Origin of the sequence: Cupriavidus pinatubonensis (assembly GCF_019602855.1) — a bacterium.
GTDB lineage: Bacteria > Pseudomonadota > Gammaproteobacteria > Burkholderiales > Burkholderiaceae > Cupriavidus > Cupriavidus pinatubonensis.
Genome location: NZ_CP080766.1, coordinates 582228 through 601767, shown reverse-complemented (window position 1 = coordinate 601767; position 19540 = coordinate 582228). Strand labels below are relative to the sequence as shown.

The following is a 19540-nucleotide window of genomic DNA, read 5'->3' as shown; positions in this document are numbered from 1 at the left end:
CGACCATGAATGCCCCCCAGTTTCCCGACAAGGCTGTCAGCCCCCAGTTCCGCGCCGAAGCGTTGCGCATCGATGGCCAGAAGGTCGTGCGCGAGCGTGTGATCGAAGTGCGCAATCCGTATGACGGCACACTCGTCGGCACCGTGCCCAAGGCCACGGTGGAAGACGTGCGGCGCGCCTATGAGGTGGCGCACGGTTATCGTTCGACGCTGACCCGTTACGAGCGCGCGGCGATCCTCAACCGCGCCGCCGCGCTGCTGCGCGAGCGCACGGAAGAAGCCTCGGACCTGATCACGCTGGAGTCGGGCCTGTCGAAGAAGGACTCGATCTATGAAATCGGCCGCGTGGCCGATGTGCTCGGGTTTGCCGCCACCGAGACGCTGCGCGACGACGGGCAGATGTTCTCGTGCGACCTCACGCCGCACGGCAAGCGCCGCCGCGTGATGACGCAGCGCGAGCCGCTGCTGGGCGCGATCTGCGCCATCACGCCGTTCAACCACCCGATGAATCAAGTCGCGCACAAGGTCGCGCCGTCCATTGCGACGAATAACCGCATGGTGCTCAAGCCGTCGGAGAAGGTGCCGCTGTCGGCGTACTACCTGGCTGACCTGCTGTATGAATCTGGCCTGCCGCCGCAGATGCTGCAGGTGATCACCGGCGACCCGCGCGAGATCGCCGACGAGCTCATTACGCATCCGCTGGTCGACCTGATCACGTTCACCGGCGGCGTGGCCATAGGCAAGTACATTGCGAACAAGGCTGGCTACAAGCGCGTGATCCTGGAACTTGGTGGCAACGATCCGCTGATCGTGCTCGACGACGCCGACCTGGACCGCGCCTCCGACCTGGCCGTGCAGGGCTCCTACAAGAACTCCGGCCAGCGCTGCACGGCGGTCAAGCGCATGCTTGTGCACGAGGCGGTTGCCGCGCGTTTCACCGAACTCGTGGTCGAGAAGACGCGCGCGTGGCGCTATGGCAACCCGATGGACCGCAGCGTCGACATGGGCACCGTGATCGATGCGCAGGCCGCGGAGCTGTTCGAAGCCCGCGTGAACGAAGCCGTGGCGCAGGGCGCGCGGCTGCTCATCGGCAACAAACGCAACGGCGCGAGCTATTCGCCGACCGTGCTCGACCGTGTTGATCCTTCGATGACGGTGGTGCGCGAGGAAACCTTCGGCCCGGTGTCCCCGATCATTACGTTCCGGGACGTGGATGACGCCATCCGCATTTCCAACGGCACCGCCTTCGGGCTGTCGTCGGGTGTCTGCACCAACCGGATGGACGATTTCACCAAGATCGCCAATTCGCTGCAGGTGGGTACCGTCAACCTGTGGGAAGTGCCGGGCTACCGGATCGAGCTGACGCCATTCGGCGGCATCAAGGACTCGGGCCTTGGCTACAAGGAAGGCGTGCAGGAAGCGGTCAAGAGTTTCACCAACCTGAAGACTGTCACGCTGCCCTGGGGCTGAGCGCGGCGGTTGCCGGGCAGCTGCAAGGCCGGACCCCGGCGGCCTTCGGCTAGAATCGGCGCACTTGTCCGTCCCTTCCGGAGTCCACTGTGCTGGCCGAACAGCGGCAGAAACACATCCTAAATCAGCTTGCCGCGACCGGTGCGCTGGCTATCAGCGCGCTGGTCACGGAACTCGGCGTCTCGCGCGAGACCATACGGCGCGACCTCAACGCATTGGCCGAACGCGGCCTGCTGGTGCTGACCCATGGTGGCGCGCTGGCGCCGAACCGAACCGAGCCCGACACCCAGACACGTGCCGCGATCAACGCCGAAGGCAAGCGCGCCATCGGCCAGCGTGCGGCGGAGCTGGTGCCGGACGGCGCGTCGCTGATCCTCGACTACGGCACCACTACCCACGCCGTGGCGCAGGCGCTGCAAGGCCATCACAACCTGCTGGTCTATACCAACGACCTGTCGATCGCGCTGCTGCTCGGCCGGCGCAACGGCAACCGCGTAATCGTGCTCGGCGGGGAACTGCAGGACAACGAGGACGCGACCCACGGGTGGGACACCATCGAGCAGGTCTCTCGCTATCACACCGACTTTGCTTTTGTCGGCATCGGCGGCGTAACGCCGCGCGGCGAAATCTGCGACTTTTCGCGTGGTGCGGCGGAACTGCGCAGCCGCATGCTGCTGGCCGCCGATGTCGCCTGCGTGCTGGCCGACTATACGAAGTTCGGCCGCAACACGGGCGTGAACATCCGGCACTTCGATCAGGCCGCGTGGCTGATCACCGATATGGCACCCGAGCCGCCGCTGGCCGAAGCGCTGCGGCAGGCGGGGCCGAAACTGCTGATTGCCTGACCCCCGCGGGCAAGCCCGCGGGGCTACTGGTAATCAAACGTGAATGTCATTGCGCCACTGACCACGCCAGGCTTCGCATGCGGGGCCAGTGCGAAGTATCTCAACGCGTAGGCGTAGGTGGCCGGTGCATTGGCGTCGATGGTGCCGACCGGATTGCTTTGCTGCAGCGGCACGGGGTTGGTGCGCGCATCGGTAAGTTGCACGCCGACGCCGCCGGCGGCGCCGGGCGCGCCTTCGTTGGCCGGGCCGAGCACGCCGGCCTGTGCCGACTTGACGGTCGAGCCGCCGGCGGCATCGAAACTCACGCCAACGCGCGCAGTGCCATTGCAGTTCAGCACGATGGCGAACGGCGTTGCGCCTGCGGTGGCACCGGCCGATGCCAGCGTCGAAGCCTTGACCCTCGGTAGCCGCACGGCAGCAGGATACGTGGCATTGCAGGCGATCTGGCGGACCTGCAGCATGCCGCTGAATCCGATGTAGTTAGATGTGCCGCCGAGGCCGTTTCCGTGATACACGCCAAAGCCGAAGCGCGTCTGGGACGGGTCCAGCGCCCCGGCGGCAATCGATCCGGTCTTGACGAATTCTGTCGAGACCGAGACTGAATAGGTCATGTCCGCGTTGAGCGTCCCGAGCGAAGCGCCGCGGGTATCGCAGCTGCGTCCGGCCGCATTCAGCATGGGCTCGCCCGCGGCGTTGCGCAGTCGGATCCCCAGGCCGGAAACGCCGGTGGAATACACGCCGGGCATGACTTCCTTGCCGGAACCGTAGTAGCACGCGACGATCACGGCTCCCGGCACCTGGTACGGCTCACCATAGTCGCACTTGCCGGTCAGCGTGTAGTGCCTTGCCGTGCCGGGGATGGTCGCGCCAACCGCAAGGTTCGATTCCGCGGCAATGGTATCGATGGCCTGCAGGTAAGGCATTCCGGGTGTTGAGGTGCAGGCCGCCCGGGCTGGGCCGGAACAAAGCAGACTGGCAGGCAGCAGGGTCAGCAGGGCTGTGCTTTTCAAAGCGTCGATCATGGGATTTTTCAGAGCAGGCGTGCGCGAAAGAACCCGCCACTCTAGGCGACCCCTGGCCCGGCCGACATCGCCGAACGTTGAAATGGCTGCTTCCATTCAAGTGATTCCTGCAGCGCCTTCACCCCGGTCATTGCAGTTTTGACTGTCGGGAAATCGTCACGAAATGGTAAAGTGACACCTTGTTGATACATTCGATGCCCAACCATAATGTATTGACAATGGCGCCGCCCAGGGTTTTCCACAGGTCGCCGCCATTCTCACGGTACGCAGCCCGGCACGTATCCGGCGCGGCCGCCTTTTCCAGCACAGCAGAGACATCCCGTGAATTCTCCCTCCCTCGACGCATTCCTTGCCGGCGTCGCCCGGCGCGACCCCGGCCAACCTGAATTTCTGCAGGCCGTGAAGGAAGTCATGATGACGCTCTGGCCGTTTGTCGAGCGTCACCCGCGCTACGCCGATCAGGCCCTGCTCGAACGCCTGGTCGAGCCCGAGCGTGTGATCCAGTTCCGCGTGGCGTGGACCGACGACCAGAACCGCGTGCAGGTCAACCGCGCGTTCCGCGTGCAGCACAGCTCGGCCATCGGCCCGTACAAGGGCGGCATGCGTTTCCACCCGACGGTGAACCTGTCGGTGCTCAAGTTCCTCGGTTTCGAACAGACCTTCAAGAACGCACTGACCACGCTGCCGATGGGAGGTGGCAAGGGCGGTTCGGATTTCGACCCGAAGGGCAAGTCGGACGCTGAAGTGATGCGCTTCTGCCAGGCGCTGGTCACCGAGCTGTACCGCCACCTGGGGCCGGACACCGACATCCCCGCCGGCGACATCGGCGTGGGCGCGCGCGAGGTCGGCTTCATGGCCGGTATGATGAAGAAGCTGTCGAACCAGTCGGCCTGCGTGTTCACCGGCAAGGGCCTGGCGTTCGGCGGCAGCCTGATGCGCCCCGAAGCCACGGGCTACGGCACCGTGTACTTCGCCCAGGAAATGCTCCACCGCCGTGGCATGGACTTCGACGGCCTGCGCGTGCTGCTGTCCGGCTCGGGCAACGTGGCGCAGTACGCAGCCGAGAAGGCCATCGAACTGGGTGCCAAGGTGCTGACGCTGACCGACTCCGGTGGCGTGCTGCACTACCCGGAGGGGATGACCACAGAGCAACTGGCCGAAGTGATGGCGTTCAAGAACGAAGAGCGTGGTCGACTGTCCGACTTTGCCGCACGCCATGGCATGAAGTTCGAAGCCGGCCGCACGCCGTGGCATGTGCCTGCCGACGTAGCGCTGCCTTGCGCAACGCAGAACGAACTCGATGGCAACGACGCCGAGACCCTGCTTGGCAACGGCGTGATCTGCGTGGCCGAAGGTGCGAACATGCCCTCGACGCTCGAAGCCGTGGACCGCTTCGTCGACGCGAAAATCCTCTACGCACCCGGCAAGGCCAGCAATGCCGGTGGCGTGGCGACCTCAGGTCTGGAAATGTCGCAGAATGCCATGCGCCTGTCCTGGCACCATGCCGAGGTCGACGAGAAGTTGCACGCGATCATGAAGGACATCCACCAGAACTGCATTCACCATGGGCAGAAGGATGGCGGGTACGTCAACTATGTCGAAGGGGCGAATATCGCTGGCTTTGTGAAGGTGGCGGATGCGATGTTGGCGCAAGGGGTGATTTGACGGCTGTGACTGCGGAGTGTGTTGCCGGGATGCCGTGCCCGGCATACACCGCTGTTTCGCCGGTGTAGCCCGCGACCTGCTTCTTGTCCGAGCGACAAGAGGCAGGCAGCTCCAAGGTGTAGAGGCGGATGTCATGCCATGGCGTCTGCGCGACACCCCTCGTCAGGGTAACAGTTTCGCCGTCAGACTTCCGTTATTGTCGATGGGAAATCGAGCGGCATCCAGACCGCGCACAAAGGCAGACAGTGAAAGGGGTGTTGCTGCGTATTGCCGATTATTCCCCGGGTTATTCCCGGTCGCGGAGACGATATGGCGGGCAGCACAAACATCTTTTCGCAACACGAATCGCGCTATACGCCAGGGACGAGCCTGATGCAGGCGCAGCCGCTGGATCGCATCTATCGCCGTGCCGACCGCATGATGTTGGCCATCATCTGGGGGCTGGTGGCCGTGTCTCTCGCCATCGGCTGGTACTACGGCACCATGGGTGTAACGTTTACGGTGGGCTTGCCACTGGCAGTGGCATTCACGCTGACTGCTCTCGCCGCACCAGGGCGTCTGCCCACGCGTCTCATGGCGGGCGCGGTGCTCATGGCGTTTTCGGCATTGCAGATCCACCAGTCCATGGGCCGCACGGAGTTTCATTTCTCGGTGTTCGTGCTGCTCTCCGTACTGTTGGCATATCGCGACTTCCGGCCCATTCTCGTGGGCGCCGTGACAATCGCCTTGCACCATCTGTCATTCAACTATCTGCAGGCGTGGGGTTGGGGGCCGGTCTGTTTTACAGAACCTGGACTCGGCATGGTCGTGTTGCACGCCGCTTTCGTCGTGGCGCAGACCGCCATGCTGGCGAGTCTGGCCTGGCGCATGGGGCGCGACGCCATGGCTGCGGAAGAGCTTGCGTCCCTGGCCATGACGATCAGTAGCGAATCGGGGTGTCTGACTCTGTCTCCTCAGGAGGCACCTGCTCGCAACAAAATCGCCCGCACGTTTGGCGACACGCTGGATGCGGTACGTGGCACGCTGGTCCAGGTTCGCGACAGCGCTCGCGAACTGGACGCCGCAGCCGCGCATATTCTGGACGGTAATACGGCGCTCTCGCAGCGTACGCGTGATCAGCAGCAGGCTGTGGAACGCATTGCCGAAGGGGTAACTGACCTGACGCGACTCGCTCATGCCGCCGCCGACAGTGCCGCGGCGGCACGCACGCTGGCGAATGCTGCGAGCAATGTCGCCACGCGTGGCGGCGCAGTCATTGACTCGGTTATCTACACGATGGGGGAGATCAATGATTCGTCCGCTCGTATCGCTGAAATCGTGGGCGTGATCGACGGCATTGCTTTCCAGACCAACTTGCTCGCACTCAATGCATCGGTGGAAGCAGCCCGAGCTGGGGAACTCGGCCGCGGCTTTGCCGTGGTGGCGGGGGAAGTCCGTACGTTGGCCCAGCGCAGTGCCGGTGCAGCGAAGGAAATTCGCGCGCTGATCGCCGCGTCAGTGAATCACGCACATGAGGGCGCCGATCTGGTTGCTACCGCTGGCGGTACGATGACCGAGGTGGTGGACAGTATTGCAAAACTGTCAGCACTGGTCGAGGAGTTGGCCCGTATGGCCGAACATCAACGTGCCGATACGGATCGCATTGGCGTCGACATTAACGCCATTGACCGTGCCATGACCGAAAACAGCGCGCACGTCACGGAAACTGCCGTCGCGGCTCAACGCCAGCAGGCGCAGACTACGCAACTGACCGGAGCCCTGGAGGTCTTCCGGCTGGTTTAGGCCCAGCGTGTCCTCAGCAGCGTGGCGCATCCCGCACGGGGTTGATCGCCAGGTCGTCTAGACCGCAATATCCCCCTTGCGTGGGGGATAACCCGACTCTCGTCACCCCAACCTTCAGGCTATCATTCCCCTTTCGGTGGGCTCACGGCCTGCCAGAAATAGCGGTATCGGACACCCTCCGGCACCGTGCGACCTCGCAGGAGAGACCGGAACGCCGCCAGGCGCGTCCGGCGCCGACGGAGCAACCGCCCCGGAAACTCTCAGGCACACAGGACTGTGGCGTCGCAAGTACAGATCTGGAGAGAGGCGCTTTGCGCCCACCGAAGGGGACGGCATGGCCTGGCCATGTCCAAGCTCTCAGGTACCGCGGACAGATGGGGCAGGGGACCGGCAACGGTCAAATTTATCCTTGCTTCAGGACAATCTGTCATGTCTCACATGCTCGTCATCGGCGCCGGCATTACCGGCGTCACGACCGCCTATACCCTCGCGAAACTCGGCTATCGCGTCACCGTACTGGACCGCCAAGACTATCCGGCGATGGAAACGTCTTTCGCCAACGGCGGACAGCTTTCCGCCTGCAATGCCGAGGTCTGGAACAACGCCGGCACGCTGCTCAAGGGCCTGAAATGGATGATGAAGCGCGATGCGCCGCTGCTGCTGAATCCGCGTCCATCGTGGCACAAGTATTCGTGGCTCGGCGAATTCGTCGGGCACCTGCGCGGCTATCGCGCCAACACGATCGAAACCACGCGGCTGGCCATTGCCGCGCGCGAGCACCTGTTCGCAATGGCCGAGCGCGAGCAGATCGATTTCAATCTCGAGCGCCGCGGCATCCTGCACTTCTATCACGACCGCCCGAGCTTCGACGCCGCGGGCCGCACCAACCGGATGCTGATGGAGGGCGGGCTGGAACGCTACGCCGTCACGCCGGAAGAGATTCGCACCATCGAGCCCACGCTGCAGGGCAGCTACTACGGCGGCTACTACACGCCGTCCGATTCCACCGGTGATATCCACAAGTTCACGCGCGGCCTGGCCCGTGCTTGCGAGCGGCTCGGCGTGACGTTCGTGCACGGCGTCGATGTGAAGGCCGTGGACCAGCGCTCCGATGGCGTGGTGATGCGCGTGGCGGCGTCGGAAGCCGCCGTAGCCGCAGGTCAGGATGGCGGCGAGCGCGAAATCAAGGGGACGGCAGTCGTGGTGTGCGCTGGCGTGGGCAGTCGCCATATCGCTGCCATGCTGGGGGATCGGCTAAACGTGTATCCGGTCAAGGGCTACTCGATCACCGTGCATCTCGATGACGTGCGCAGCGTGAACAATGCGCCGTACGTGAGTTTGCTCGACGAAAGCGCCAAGATCGTGACCAGCCGGCTCGGTGCCGACCGCTTCCGCGTGGCGGGCACGGCGGAATTCAACGGCCACAATCGCGATATCCGCGCCGATCGCATCGCGCCGCTGGTGTCGTGGGTGCGGCGCAATTTCGATATCGAAACCTCGCGCGCGGTACCCTGGGCAGGGCTGCGGCCGATGATGCCGGACATGATGCCGCGTGTTGCGCGTGGCCGTGCTGCCAGGGTCTTCTACAACACAGGGCACGGCCATCTGGGCTGGACGCTGTCGGCCGCGACGGCGACGATGATCGGCCAGACCATCGCAACAAGCCATCCCGTCCACTGACCGCGCTCAGGACTCCGCCGTGCCGGCCGGTGCGATGCGCCCGGCCGCGCGGTGCGCCACGAGCTTCTTGTAGAACGCGGCGCGGCTGATGCCGATGGCCCTGGCCGCACGCGGCACATTGCTTCCGCTTGCAGCCAGCGCTTGTGACAGGTAGGCGGCCTCGTATTGCGCCATGGCGTCCGCGTAGGCGGGTGGATCCGCGGGCAGCACCGGCTCTGTAGCGGTCATCGCGTCGGGGGATGGCGCCGAAGCGGCCACGGCAGCCGGCGCCGTCACGGCTCGCCGGCCGAGCAGCGGGGCCAGCATCGATGCATCGACGGCGCCGCCATCGTGCAGCATCACCAGGCGCTCCAGCGTGTTGCGCAGTTCGCGCACATTGCCCGGCCAGTCGTGTTCGCCCATGAGGCTCAGCGCACAGTCGGACAGCACGGGCGCGTCGCGCTCCGTGCGCCGGCAGATTTCTTCGAGGATCGCGTAGGCGAGCGGCAGCAGGTCCGCCTGGCGCTGGCGCAGCGGCGGCAGGCAGATCGGCACGACATTGAGCCGGTAGTAGAGGTCCGCACGGAACTTGCCGGCTTCCACCAGCGCAGGCAGGTCGGCCGAGGTCGCGGCAATGATGCGCACATCCGAGCGGATGATGCGGTTCGAGCCGATCGGCTCGATCTCCTTGTCCTGCAACGCGCGCAGCAGTTTGCTCTGCAGCGCAAGCGGCATGTCGCCGATCTCGTCGAGAAACAGCGTGCCGCCATCGGCCAGCTCGAACTTGCCGACGCGTCCCTTGCGTTCCGCGCCGGTGTAGGCGCCCGGCGCGGCGCCGAAGAACTCCACTTCGAGCAGCGCTTCGGGAATTGCCGCGACGTTGACGGTGACCAGCGGACGGTCGGCACGCAATGACCCGGCATGGATGGCATGCGCGAGCAGTTCCTTGCCCGTGCCAGTCTCGCCGAGCAGCAGCACCGGTGCATCGACCTGCGCGGCCCGGCGCGCCAGGCGCTTGACCTCCAGCGTCGCGGGCGAGTTGCCGACGAAGCTCGCGAAGGTGTACTTGGCGCGGCGCGTCTGCTCCAGCGTGCGGCGCGTGGCGGCCAGTTCGTCGCGGGCCCGCGTGTAGTGCGACAGCAGTGGCGTCAGCGCCTTGAGTTCGTCGAATAGCGCGAAGCCCACTGCGCCCACGGTATTGCCGTCGTCGTCCTTGATCGGCAGCCGCATCACGATCATCGGCTCGCGCCCGGCCTCCATGATGTCGAGCAGGATCGGCTTGCCGGTGTCCACCACCTCGCGCATCAGGCTGTTGGGAATCACCCGCTCGCAATCGAGGCCGACCGCTTCCTGCGGATCGGCAAAGCCGAAGCGCGCCGCATAACGCTTGTTGATCCACACGACGCGGCCGTTGACGTCGACGACGATCGTGCCCTCGCTGAAATTCTCGAACGTGCGGAACAGCGATTCCATCGCGCGGCGCGCCACGGAGTCGTAGTTGCCCAGCACGTTGTCTCCTGCGTCACTGAGTGTTTCCATTTGATTATTCTCGATTTGGAGACGGATAGTCTCACAATCGAGCGCGTATGGTGCATGGGGTTTGCGCTCGTGTCTCCGAATTAAGACGTCCCCAGGTAGACTGGGGTTAAATTCGACTATAAGATACTTATAGAGCACTTATATTGTTGGCATGTTCCGTGCAATGTCTCCCCGCTCGCAAGAACGCGGCGTTGGCCGTGTGTTCTGCAACAGATGTAAGTGACCGAGCGCGCTCACGCGCCGGCACCTATATTTCCCCCAGACCAAGAACAATCCTCGCGGAGACTTCATGTCCTTTGTGATCGTCGTTGCTGCTCTAGCCTTCCTGATGCTTGCCGCCTACCGCGGCTACAGCGTCATCCTGTTTGCCCCGCTGGCCGCCCTTGGCGCCGTGCTGCTGACCGACCCGTCGGCCGTGGCGCCAGCCTTTACAGGCATCTTCATGGAGAAGATGGTCGGTTTCGTGAAGCTGTATTTCCCGGTGTTCCTGCTCGGCGCCGTGTTCGGCAAGGTCATCGAGCTGTCGGGCTACTCGCGCTCGATCGTAGCGGCCGCGATCCGCTACATCGGCAGCTCGCGCGCAAACGCGGTGATCGTCGCCGTGTGCGCGCTGCTGACCTATGGCGGCGTGTCGCTGTTCGTGGTCGTGTTCGCGGTCTATCCGTTCGCGGCGGAGCTTTACCGCCAGAGCAATATCCCTAAACGGCTGATGCCGGGCGCGATCGCGCTGGGCGCGTTCTCGTTCACGATGGATTCGCTGCCCGGTACGCCGCAGATCCAGAACATCATCCCGACCACGTTCTTCAAGACCACCGCCTGGGCGGCGCCTGTGCTGGGCGTAGCCGGTGCGCTGTTCATCATCGTGGTGGGCCTGAGCTACCTGGAATGGCGCCGTCGCGCCGCCATGGCGAAGGGCGAAGGCTATGGCACGTCGCTGCTGAACGAGCCGGAACCGATCGAGACGGCCCAGCTTCCGAACCCGCTGCTGGCCATCGCGCCGCTGGTGCTGGTCGGCGTGTCCAACTTCGTGCTGACGCGCATGATCCCGCAGTGGTACGGCACGACCGCTGGTCTGGAACTGCCCGGACTGGCCAAGCCGGTAACCGTCCCGGTCGCCTCGGTGGTCGCGATCTGGGCCGTGGAAGGCGCGCTGCTGCTGGGCATCCTGCTCGTGGTCGTGACCGCGTTCGGCACCGTGCGCCAGCGCTTTGCCGAAGGCAGCAAGGCCGCAGTGGGCGGTGCGCTGCTGGCGGCCATGAACACAGCTTCGGAATATGGCTTCGGGGGTGTGATCGCGGCGCTGCCGGGTTTCCTGGTGGTGGGCGATGCGCTGCACAGCATTCCCAACCCGCTCGTCAATGCTGCGGTTTCGGTGAGCGCGCTGGCCGGCATCACCGGCTCGGCGTCGGGTGGCATGAGCATTGCGCTCGCAGCCATGGGCGACACGTTCATCCAGGGCGCGCAGGCGGCGGGCATTCCGATGGAGGTGCTGCACCGCGTGGTGTCGATGGCGAGCGGCGGCATGGACACGCTGCCGCACAACGGCGCGGTGATCACGCTGCTGGCCGTGACCGGCCTTACCCACCGCGACTCGTATCGCGACATCTTCGCCGTCACGATGATCAAGACGCTGGCGGTGTTCTTCGTCATCCTGGTCTACTACATGACCGGCCTGGTCTGACCGTTCCGAACGTTTCCAACGTTTCCCGCAATTCCTGAATCCGCATTGCCATGAATACCCTGAACGGAAAGACCGCGCTCGTGACCGGTTCCACGAGCGGCATTGGCCTGGGCGTCGCCCGGGCACTGGCCGAGGCGGGCGCCAATATCGTGCTCAACGGCTTCGGCGACGTCGATGCCGCGCTTGACACCATTGGCGCTACGGGCGCACAGGTCGTGCACCACCCGGCCGACATGCGCAAGGCCGACGAGATCGGCGCAATGATCGCCACGGCCAACGAGCGTTTCGGCGCGCTGGATATCCTCGTCAACAACGCCGGCATCCAGCACGTATCGCCGATCGAAAGCTTCGATGCGCAGAAGTGGGACGACATCATCGCCATCAACCTGAGCTCGGGCTTTCACACCACGCGTCACGTGCTGCCCGGCATGCGGGCGCGCAACTGGGGCCGCATCATCAATATCGCTTCGGTGCACGGGCTGGTCGGCTCGGCCGGAAAGTCGGCCTATGTGGCTGCCAAGCATGGACTCGTCGGATTGACCAAGGTGACCGCGCTGGAGACGGCGGGCACCCGCGTGACCTGCAACGCGATCTGCCCGGGGTTCGTGCTGACGCCCTTGGTGCAGAAGCAGATCGACGATCTCGCCGCTCGCGAGGGGATTGCTATCGATGCGGCTCGCGCGCGCCTGCTCGGCGAGAAGCAGCCCTCGGGCCAGTTCGTCACGCCCGAGCAATTGGGCGGGCTGGCGCTGATGTTGTGTTCGCCGCTGGCGGCCGAAGTACGAGGTGCCACATGGGTGGCTGACGGAGGTTGGACGGCGCAGTAATCGCCCCCGGCCGGAAACGACTTCCACACCACATCCATGTCCACAAACGCGAAAAGCCGGCGGACACAGCCGGCTTTTCGCTGACCTGAACGGTCGCCCTGAGCGTTGTGCGCTCAGCTTGACTTCGGCTTGAGCAGCGCTCCCGCTTCCTGCAAATTCTGCTGTGCGCGGTTGCCGATCACAGCCATCGCATCGGCCTGCGACTTGCGGGCCATCTCGGCCAGCTCGCGCATATTCTCCAGCGCCTGGTGCAGGGCTTTCTGCACGAACTCGTTCTGCTGCGCCATGGCCTCGACCGGATTGGAGCCGGTGCTCATCTGCTGCGCGGCGGACTGGATCTGCTGCATGGCCTCGCCGAAGATCTCGGTCTGCTTCTGTATCAGCGCCTGCATGCCTTCATAGGCGAGCTTGTTGGCCTCGCCGAGCGCCTCGATATCCTTGCGCCGCGCTTCCATCACGGCGCTCATGTCCATGCCCGGAAGCTTGAATTGCTCAAACATCTTGGTGAAATCCGCGAAGGGGTTGGGAGGGGTAGTCATGCGGTCGCTCCTTGTCATCAGGGGGAATCGGCGTGGCGGTGCATGCAGCATGTCTGTGAATACTCTAGGTGTTGGACGGGCCGGGCGGCAAGGAATGGGAGCGTTCCGGGCACAATTTCCGAACCTGTCAGCCACACCCCACCATCGCCGGGTATTCGCAAAAACCCTAAAGTTTCGCCCTGCCGCTGCCGTTCCCATCCATAGCCCGCCACAGTCCCTGTCCAGGTCGGCGGGCCACGAGAGCGAAAGGCGGCGTCCGCGCGCCAGCACTTCGCCGTATCGAAGTCCAGATCAGGTAGAAGAAATAATGAAGAATTTCGGAATCGGGGTACGCCTCGGCATTGGCTTTGGCGTGGTGTTGGTGCTTTGCGCGTTGATGTCCGCATTCGGCATCATGCGCCTGCAGCAGGTGGCGGAGCGCACGCATGACATGATGCAGCAGCCGCTGACGAAGGAGCGCCTGGTCAGCGACTGGTATCGCCTGATGCATACCAGCGTGCGCCGTACCACGGCGGTGGCCAAGAGCGCGGATCCGTCGCTGGGCGCGTTCTTCGCGAAGGAAACCAAGGCGTCGCTCGAAGGCATTGCGGCGCTGCGCGACAAGATGCAGCCGATGCTGACATCCGAGGCCGAGAAGGCCGCGTTCGCGAAGATCCTGCAGGTGCGTGAGCCGTACAACGCCTCGCGCGACAAGATCACCAAGCTCAAGCAGGAAGGGCTGACCGAGGAAGCCAACGCGGTACTCGAGAAAGAGTTCGTGCCCGCCGGCGATGCCTACCTGGCCGAGATCCAGAAGCTGCTCGACATCCAGCGCACCAGCATCGACGCGACGGCTGCCGAGATCAACACCATCTACGTCAATGCGCGCAACAGCCTGATTCTGCTGGGCGTGCTGGTGCTGGCCATCGGCGTTGGTTTCGCCGTGTGGCTGACGCGCGGCATCATCCGCCCGCTGGGCCATGCCGTCGATATCGCGCGCACCGTGGCGTCGGGCGACCTGACCAGCGACATCCGCGTAGATAGCCAGGACGAGACTGGCCAGCTGCTGCACGCACTGTCGGAGATGAATACCAACATCCTGCACATCGTGCGCGACGTGCGCACCGGCACCGAGGCCATTGCCTCCGGCACCAGCCAGATCGCCGTGGGCAACACCGACCTGTCGCAGCGTACGGAAGAGCAGGCGTCGTCGCTGCAGCAGACCGCGGCCAGCATGGAAGAGCTGACCAGCATCGTGCGCCAGAACGCCGACAACGCGAAGCAGGCCAGCGCGCTGGCCGTGAACGCGTCGGAGATCGCGGCCAAGGGCGGCGACGTGGCCGACAAGGTCGCCGAGACCATGGAAGAGATCAACGGCGCGTCGAAGAAGGTGGTCGACATCATCGCCGTGATCGAAGGCATCGCGTTCCAGACCAACATCCTGGCGCTGAACGCCGCGGTGGAAGCCGCGCGCGCGGGCGAGCAGGGCCGCGGCTTTGCGGTGGTGGCGGGCGAGGTGCGCAGCCTGGCCCAGCGCAGCGCTACCGCTGCCAAGGAAATCAAGGCGCTGATCGGCGACTCGGTCGACCGCGTGGAGAAGGGCTCGACCCTCGTGGCGCAATCGGGCCAGACCATGCTGGAGATCGTGGAAGCGGTCAGGCGCGTGACGGACATCATGGGCGAGATCAGCGCGGCGTCGGCGGAGCAGAGCGCCGGCATCGAGCAGGTCAACCAGGCCGTGACGCAGATGGATTCGGTCACGCAGCAGAACGCCGCGCTGGTGGAAGAGGCGGCTGCGGCGGCCGGCTCGCTGGAAGAGCAGGCGCAGCGGTTGAAGCAGGCGGTGGCTACGTTTCGTATTGCGGCCTGACGCTGCATCGATAGCCTGAAAGAACAAGGCCCGGCGTCTGCCGGGCCTCTTATTTAGCGCGCCTTCAGAAACTCCCCGACTTCCAGCAACACCAGCTCGTTGTCATCCGCACGGTTAGGCTCGCGGCTGCTCGAGAAGGGCAGGTTGTTGTCATTGCCCACGACGATGTGCGTGGCATCCACCACGTCCACGTTCTCGATCGTGAAGAACGGGAAAGCCAGAACACCATCGGTCAGCGGCTTGCGTGCCAGGTGGTTCGGGTCGGCCATGCGCAACAGGTCGATATAGCCGATCTTGCGTACTGGCGCGCCCGCGTTGGCATCGGTCAGTTCGATCTTGTAGATGCGCTTGAACTTCGCCACGTCGTCGAAGCAGTCGGTGCGCTTCTGGCCGGCCGGGCAGGCCTTGTCTGGCGTGCCTTCGCCGTTGTCGCGCTCGATGATCAGGCCCGTGGTGGCGTCGATCATGTTGAAGTCCCCGATGGCGTGGTGGCCCGCTTCGAGCACGTATTTCCAGTGGCGGCCGGTCCAGGCGCGCTGCTTCACGTCGAACTCCAGCACGCGCAGGTAGGGCTTGCCGTCTTCGGACTCATACGCGCGGCTGGCCTCGTTCCACAGTGCGCCTTCCAGCAGCGCGTACAGCTTGCTGCCATCCGGCGATGAAGCCATGCCCTCGAAGCCCTTCGAGCGGCGTACCTCGAATTTCACCGTGCCGTCCGGGGCGCCCGGCGCGGTGATGGCCGGGTGGTCGGGCGAGCGCACGACCTTGCCGTCGACCTTCGTCTCGAACACGGCCAGCACCTTGCCGTTCAGGTCCGCCTGAATCAGGAAAGGACCGAACTCGTCACCGATCCACAGCGAGCCGCCGGCGAACTGGAAGCTCTCGGTATCAAAGTCAGAACCCGTCAGGTAACGCGCCTTGCTGCCTTCGTGGACGATGCGGAACGGCACCTTCTTGTCCGGATCGTGCAGGAACACGGTCTTCAAGCGCTGGAACTTGCCGCTGGCGAAGTCGACCTTGTAGTGGTTCAGGTACAGCATGAAGTCCGGCGAATTGGCCTTGGCGCCTGCGCCGTTGTCGGTCAGTACCCAGAAGGTGCCATCGGCCATGCGCTTGATGCCGGAATGGCCCTGTGCAGGCTGGCCCTGGAACGGCAGCGAGACGCCGGTCGGGCGGCCGTTCGACTTGCCTTCCACGGTGCCCGGCGCGTCGGCACGCTGCGCAGTGGTGAATTTGCCGCTGAGCTGCAAGTCGGCCGGCGCATCCTTCGGCACGGGCAGGTAGGTCTGGGCCGGCAGCACTGCGTGGCCAGCCAGCGTGGCGGGATAGGCGGTCTGCGCTTGCAGCGACGGGGACAGGCCAAGACAGGCCATCGCGATGGCGCTGGCCAGGACGGATTGACGGAACATCGGGCGGGCTCCTTTGCCGGGATTTTCGGTAAGCGCGGCACCGTACCGCGCAAGCAAAAGCGCCCCATTCTGGCGGTCGAGTTTTACAGATTTGTGATGCAATCGCCGCAGACAGGCGATTGGCTGCCAGTTGCCTGCGTGGCAAGGCTGCCGATTACCGGCCGTATCGGCCCAGCACGCTGGCGCCGCCGCGAGCGTGCCCCTTGAGCGCCGCCATCAGTTCGTCGCGTGTCAGGCCGGCGGGAAGGGCGCCAGGCTCCAGATCCGTGGCGACTACCGTCACGATGTAGTGGTGCGGCACATCGCCCACGGGCGGGCACGGTCCGCGGTATGCGGCTTCGCCGGAAACGTTCTTGCCGACCGTAATACCCGCGCCATCCTTCTGTCCCTCGCCCTGCTTGAGATGGCCGCGATCCGCCGCGATGTTGTAGGCGACCCAGTGCGAAACCCCCAGGCCCATGGCGCCATCGGGATCGAACATAAAGATCGCCACGGATTTCGTTCCGGCCGGCAGGCCCGTCCATGCCACCGGCGGCGATACGCCCTGGCCGCCGCAATTGGCTGGCGTGTTGCCACCATGTGCGGCTGGAATGACGGCGTTTTCGGCGAATGCGGTCGATGACACGGTCATCGGGGCGGCCTGCACGATCGACGTGCCGGCCAGGCCCAGCACTGCCACAGCGCAATGCAGCAAAGGCGTTGTTTTCATCGGAGAACCCGTTCCGCAATGGAAAGAAATGACCCGCACGGCATAACTCCAATACGGTAGGACGGAATTTCGGAAATGCCTAGTTGATTGCGTCTTTCGAAATGCTAGCTCGTCGGACCGGGCCCGGTGCGGCCGCGGTATGAGCAGGCACAAACCGCCTACGCCATGGCAAAGCGCCTGCGCAGAAGCCGGGTGGCGTTGGCCAGCGTACCTTCGGATACCTCCACAACCTCGCGCAGATAGTCCTCGCTGGCATCCAGCAGTGCCGCGTACATATCACGGCACAGGTCTCGCGCAGTGCGACCGGGCCAGTCCGTGGGCAGCAGTTGTTCCGGCAGGTTCGGGTCGCGCAGCAGCACGCGGCGGTATTCGTGCAGCAGCAGCGTGCGTACGAAAAAGGCGTCGGCCGGCGTCATGGCATGTGCGTCGGCCAGCACGGGCGAGAAGCGGCGCAGCAGCGCCTGCCACGCGGACGCCACGTCGCCGAGCTTGAACGTCTGGTGCATCAGCGTCTGCAGCGGTCGGATCGAGAATGTCTCGAGGCTGGTCGCGTCCATCACCGCGACGAAGTCCTGCGCATGCGCTGCACGGATGATCTCGCCTAGCGAGTTTGCATCGGCATTCGGATGCGCATACACGCCCGGCGCGATCGCGCCGAAGCCTTCCCACAGCAGCTCGCGCTTCAATCGCTGGCGGATGGTGGCGCGCGCGTCGCCACGCACCAGCGCCAACGTCCAGCGGCCGTCCCAGTCGGGTGCGTCGCCGGCGTAGATGCGCTTGCCGGCATGCAGGCAGCGCTGCAGCCCCGCCTCGGACAAGCCGTAGTAGCTGCGCCGCCCGATGCGCGTGGCGTTGAGCCAGTCATCGGACGTCAGCCGGAACGTCGCAGTGCGTACAAGCCGGTCGTTGATGCCGAACGGCTCGGCCAGGCGGATCAGGCTGCCCAGCCACAGCGCCTGAGGCCGCGGCGCGACCACATCGCCAAACAGTGTCACGAGCATCGAATTGGCGCCGAGCTTAAGGCCGCGTGCGAGCCGCGCGACCTGCGGGGAAACCGGTTGTGTCGCCGAACGAGTGGCCATGCATGCCCCTCAAAATGATTCCGAAAGTGATACACAAACGTCGATTGTTTGAATCAAATTGTATCACTATCATCCATTGCAACCGAATGATTTGACGCAGGTCAAGACCCTACAAAGCGGAGTACTGCATGTACGCACAGTTGGTGGATACCGGGGCAACATGGCTCCGCGCGATGGAAGAGATGGACCCGCAGGAGCGCGAGTTCCAGGCACGCGTGGATGCCGGCATCAAGATCGAAGCGAAGGACTGGATGCCCGAGGCTTACCGCAAGACCCTGATCCGCCAGATCTCGCAGCACGCGCATTCCGAGATCATCGGCCAACTGCCTGAAGGCAACTGGGTCACGCGTGCGCCGACGCTGGAACGCAAGGCCGTGCTGCTGGCAAAGATCCAGGACGAAGCGGGCCACGGCCTCTACCTGTATAGCGCCGCCGAAACGCTCGGTGCTTCGCGCGACGAACTGCTGGGCGACCTGCACTCCGGCAAGGCGAAGTATTCGAGCATCTTCAACTACCCGACGCTGAGCTGGGCCGACATCGGCGCGATCGGCTGGCTGGTCGATGGCTCGGCCATCATCAACCAGGTGCCGCTGTGCCGCTGCTCGTTTGGTCCGTATGCCCGCGCCATGGTGCGCGTGTGCAAAGAAGAGTCGTTCCACCAGCGCCAGGGCTACGACATCCTGCTCAAGCTGTGCCAAGGCACGGCCGAACAGAAACAGATGGCGCAGGACGCACTGAACCGCTGGTGGTGGCCCGCGCTGATGATGTTCGGCCCGTCCGATGCGGATTCACCGAACAGCGCGCAGTCGATGAAATGGCGCATCAAGCTGTTCTCGAACGACGAGCTGCGCCAGAAGATGGTCGATCAGACCGTGCCGCAGGCCGAGTACCTGGGCCTGACCATTCCCGATCCGGACCTCAAGTGGAACGAGGAACGCGGCCATTACGATTTCGGCGCGATCAACTGGGACGAGTTCTACAACGTCCTGCGCGGCAACGGCCCGTGCAACCGCGACCGCCTGCGCACGCGCGTCAAGGCCTGGGACGACGGTGCGTGGTTCCGTGAAGCGCTGGTGGCCCGCGCCGACAAGCAAGAGCGCGCCGCCGCCTGAGCATCCGGCGCGCCGCCGCGCCAACAACCCCTCACAAACTGACAGGAGAGTTGCCATGAAAGAGTGGCCGCTTTGGGAGATCTTTATCCGCAGCCAGCACGGTCTCGCTCACAAGCACGTGGGCAGCCTGCATGCGCCGGACGGCGAAATGGCGATCAATCACGCGCGTGACGTCTACACGCGTCGCAATGAAGGCGTCAGCGTCTGGGTCGTGAAAGCCGCCGACGTAGTCGCCAGCAGCCCCGGCGACAAGGGCCCGCTGTTCGAGCCCGCCAACAGCAAGGTCTACCGCCACCCCACCTTCTTCCCGATGCCGGAAGAGGTCAAGCACATCTGAATTCCAGGCGCGAG

At 64.5% G+C, this 19540-nt stretch carries 16 protein-coding genes and 1 riboswitch; of the genes, 10 read left to right on the top strand and 6 right to left on the bottom strand.

Going from position 1 to position 19540, the window contains the following annotated elements:
* Nucleotides 1-5: 5 nt before the first annotated feature.
* Entirely contained in the window at nucleotides 6-1469 is a 1464-nt protein-coding gene (gene phnY / locus K2O51_RS02760; protein WP_220630460.1) for a phosphonoacetaldehyde dehydrogenase, read from the top strand.
* Nucleotides 1470-1558: 89 nt separating this feature from the next.
* On the top strand, nucleotides 1559-2314 hold the full coding sequence (locus K2O51_RS02755; protein ID WP_011299847.1) for a DeoR/GlpR family DNA-binding transcription regulator: 756 nt from the start codon (nucleotides 1559-1561) through the stop codon (nucleotides 2312-2314).
* A gap of 23 nt (nucleotides 2315-2337) precedes the next feature.
* Here K2O51_RS02755 and K2O51_RS02750 read toward each other — a convergent pair whose 3' ends face one another.
* On the bottom strand, nucleotides 2338-3237 hold the full coding sequence (locus K2O51_RS02750) for a fimbrial protein (protein WP_224002474.1): 900 nt from the start codon (nucleotides 3235-3237) through the stop codon (nucleotides 2338-2340).
* Between the two features lie 420 nt (nucleotides 3238-3657).
* On the opposite strand from K2O51_RS02750, the gene gdhA reads away from it, so the two are divergent.
* The 3 genes from gdhA to K2O51_RS02735 all read left to right on the top strand — a co-directional run bounded on the left by gdhA (nucleotide 3658) and on the right by K2O51_RS02735 (nucleotide 8463).
* Nucleotides 3658-5001 carry an NADP-specific glutamate dehydrogenase gene (gene gdhA / locus K2O51_RS02745; RefSeq protein ID WP_011299849.1) on the top strand — a complete coding sequence of 448 codons (1344 nt, stop codon included), beginning with the start codon at nucleotides 3658-3660 and terminating at the stop codon, nucleotides 4999-5001.
* Between the two features lie 309 nt (nucleotides 5002-5310).
* A complete protein-coding gene (locus tag K2O51_RS35515) occupies nucleotides 5311-6783 on the top strand; it encodes a methyl-accepting chemotaxis protein (RefSeq protein WP_011299850.1) in 1473 nt (490 codons plus the stop codon).
* 187 nt (nucleotides 6784-6970) lie between these two features.
* A riboswitch (glycine riboswitch) is annotated at nucleotides 6971-7070 on the top strand.
* A 142-nt stretch (nucleotides 7071-7212) separates the two neighbouring features.
* Nucleotides 7213-8463 (top strand): D-amino acid dehydrogenase, encoded by a 1251-nt coding sequence (locus tag K2O51_RS02735; RefSeq protein ID WP_011299851.1) that lies wholly within the window; start codon nucleotides 7213-7215, stop codon nucleotides 8461-8463.
* Between the two features lie 6 nt (nucleotides 8464-8469).
* Here the strand turns inward: K2O51_RS02735 and K2O51_RS02730 are convergent, their stop codons facing one another.
* A complete protein-coding gene (locus tag K2O51_RS02730; protein WP_011299852.1) occupies nucleotides 8470-9981 on the bottom strand; it encodes a sigma-54 interaction domain-containing protein in 1512 nt (503 codons plus the stop codon).
* A gap of 289 nt (nucleotides 9982-10270) precedes the next feature.
* Between K2O51_RS02730 and K2O51_RS02725 the strand changes: the two genes are divergently transcribed.
* Together K2O51_RS02725 and K2O51_RS02720 are read left to right on the top strand one after the other, a co-directional pair.
* Complete coding sequence (locus tag K2O51_RS02725; protein ID WP_140949381.1) at nucleotides 10271-11662, top strand: GntP family permease; 1392 nt, start codon at nucleotides 10271-10273, stop codon at nucleotides 11660-11662.
* Nucleotides 11663-11712: 50 nt separating this feature from the next.
* Nucleotides 11713-12489, top strand: a complete 777-nt coding sequence (locus tag K2O51_RS02720; protein ID WP_220630459.1) for a 3-hydroxybutyrate dehydrogenase — start codon at nucleotides 11713-11715, stop codon at nucleotides 12487-12489.
* A gap of 113 nt (nucleotides 12490-12602) precedes the next feature.
* On the opposite strand, the gene K2O51_RS02715 is transcribed toward K2O51_RS02720, so the two are convergent.
* Nucleotides 12603-13028, bottom strand: coding sequence for a phasin family protein (locus tag K2O51_RS02715; RefSeq protein WP_011299855.1), 426 nt, complete (start codon nucleotides 13026-13028; stop codon nucleotides 12603-12605).
* 307 nt (nucleotides 13029-13335) lie between these two features.
* On the opposite strand from K2O51_RS02715, the gene K2O51_RS02710 reads away from it, so the two are divergent.
* Nucleotides 13336-14877: a methyl-accepting chemotaxis protein gene (locus K2O51_RS02710; RefSeq protein WP_011299856.1), complete on the top strand. Its 1542-nt coding sequence runs from the start codon at nucleotides 13336-13338 to the stop codon at nucleotides 14875-14877.
* Nucleotides 14878-14930: 53 nt separating this feature from the next.
* Here K2O51_RS02710 and K2O51_RS02705 read toward each other — a convergent pair whose 3' ends face one another.
* From K2O51_RS02705 to paaX, 3 genes are all read right to left on the bottom strand, one after another.
* Entirely contained in the window at nucleotides 14931-16286 is a 1356-nt protein-coding gene (locus tag K2O51_RS02705) for an esterase-like activity of phytase family protein (RefSeq protein WP_220630458.1), read from the bottom strand.
* A 154-nt stretch (nucleotides 16287-16440) separates the two neighbouring features.
* A complete protein-coding gene (locus tag K2O51_RS02700; protein ID WP_140949379.1) occupies nucleotides 16441-16995 on the bottom strand; it encodes a YbhB/YbcL family Raf kinase inhibitor-like protein in 555 nt (184 codons plus the stop codon).
* A 158-nt stretch (nucleotides 16996-17153) separates the two neighbouring features.
* On the bottom strand, nucleotides 17154-18077 hold the full coding sequence (paaX, locus tag K2O51_RS02695; RefSeq protein WP_011299859.1) for a phenylacetic acid degradation operon negative regulatory protein PaaX: 924 nt from the start codon (nucleotides 18075-18077) through the stop codon (nucleotides 17154-17156).
* A 128-nt stretch (nucleotides 18078-18205) separates the two neighbouring features.
* Between paaX and paaA the strand changes: the two genes are divergently transcribed.
* Both paaA and paaB read left to right on the top strand, forming a co-directional pair.
* The gene (gene paaA / locus K2O51_RS02690) at nucleotides 18206-19189 is read left to right on the top strand and encodes a 1,2-phenylacetyl-CoA epoxidase subunit PaaA (protein WP_220630457.1); all 984 of its coding nucleotides are present in this window, start codon (nucleotides 18206-18208) and stop codon (nucleotides 19187-19189) included.
* Nucleotides 19190-19244: 55 nt separating this feature from the next.
* Entirely contained in the window at nucleotides 19245-19526 is a 282-nt protein-coding gene (gene paaB, locus K2O51_RS02685) for a 1,2-phenylacetyl-CoA epoxidase subunit PaaB (protein ID WP_011299861.1), read from the top strand.
* The last annotated feature ends 14 nt before the right edge of the window (nucleotides 19527-19540 follow it).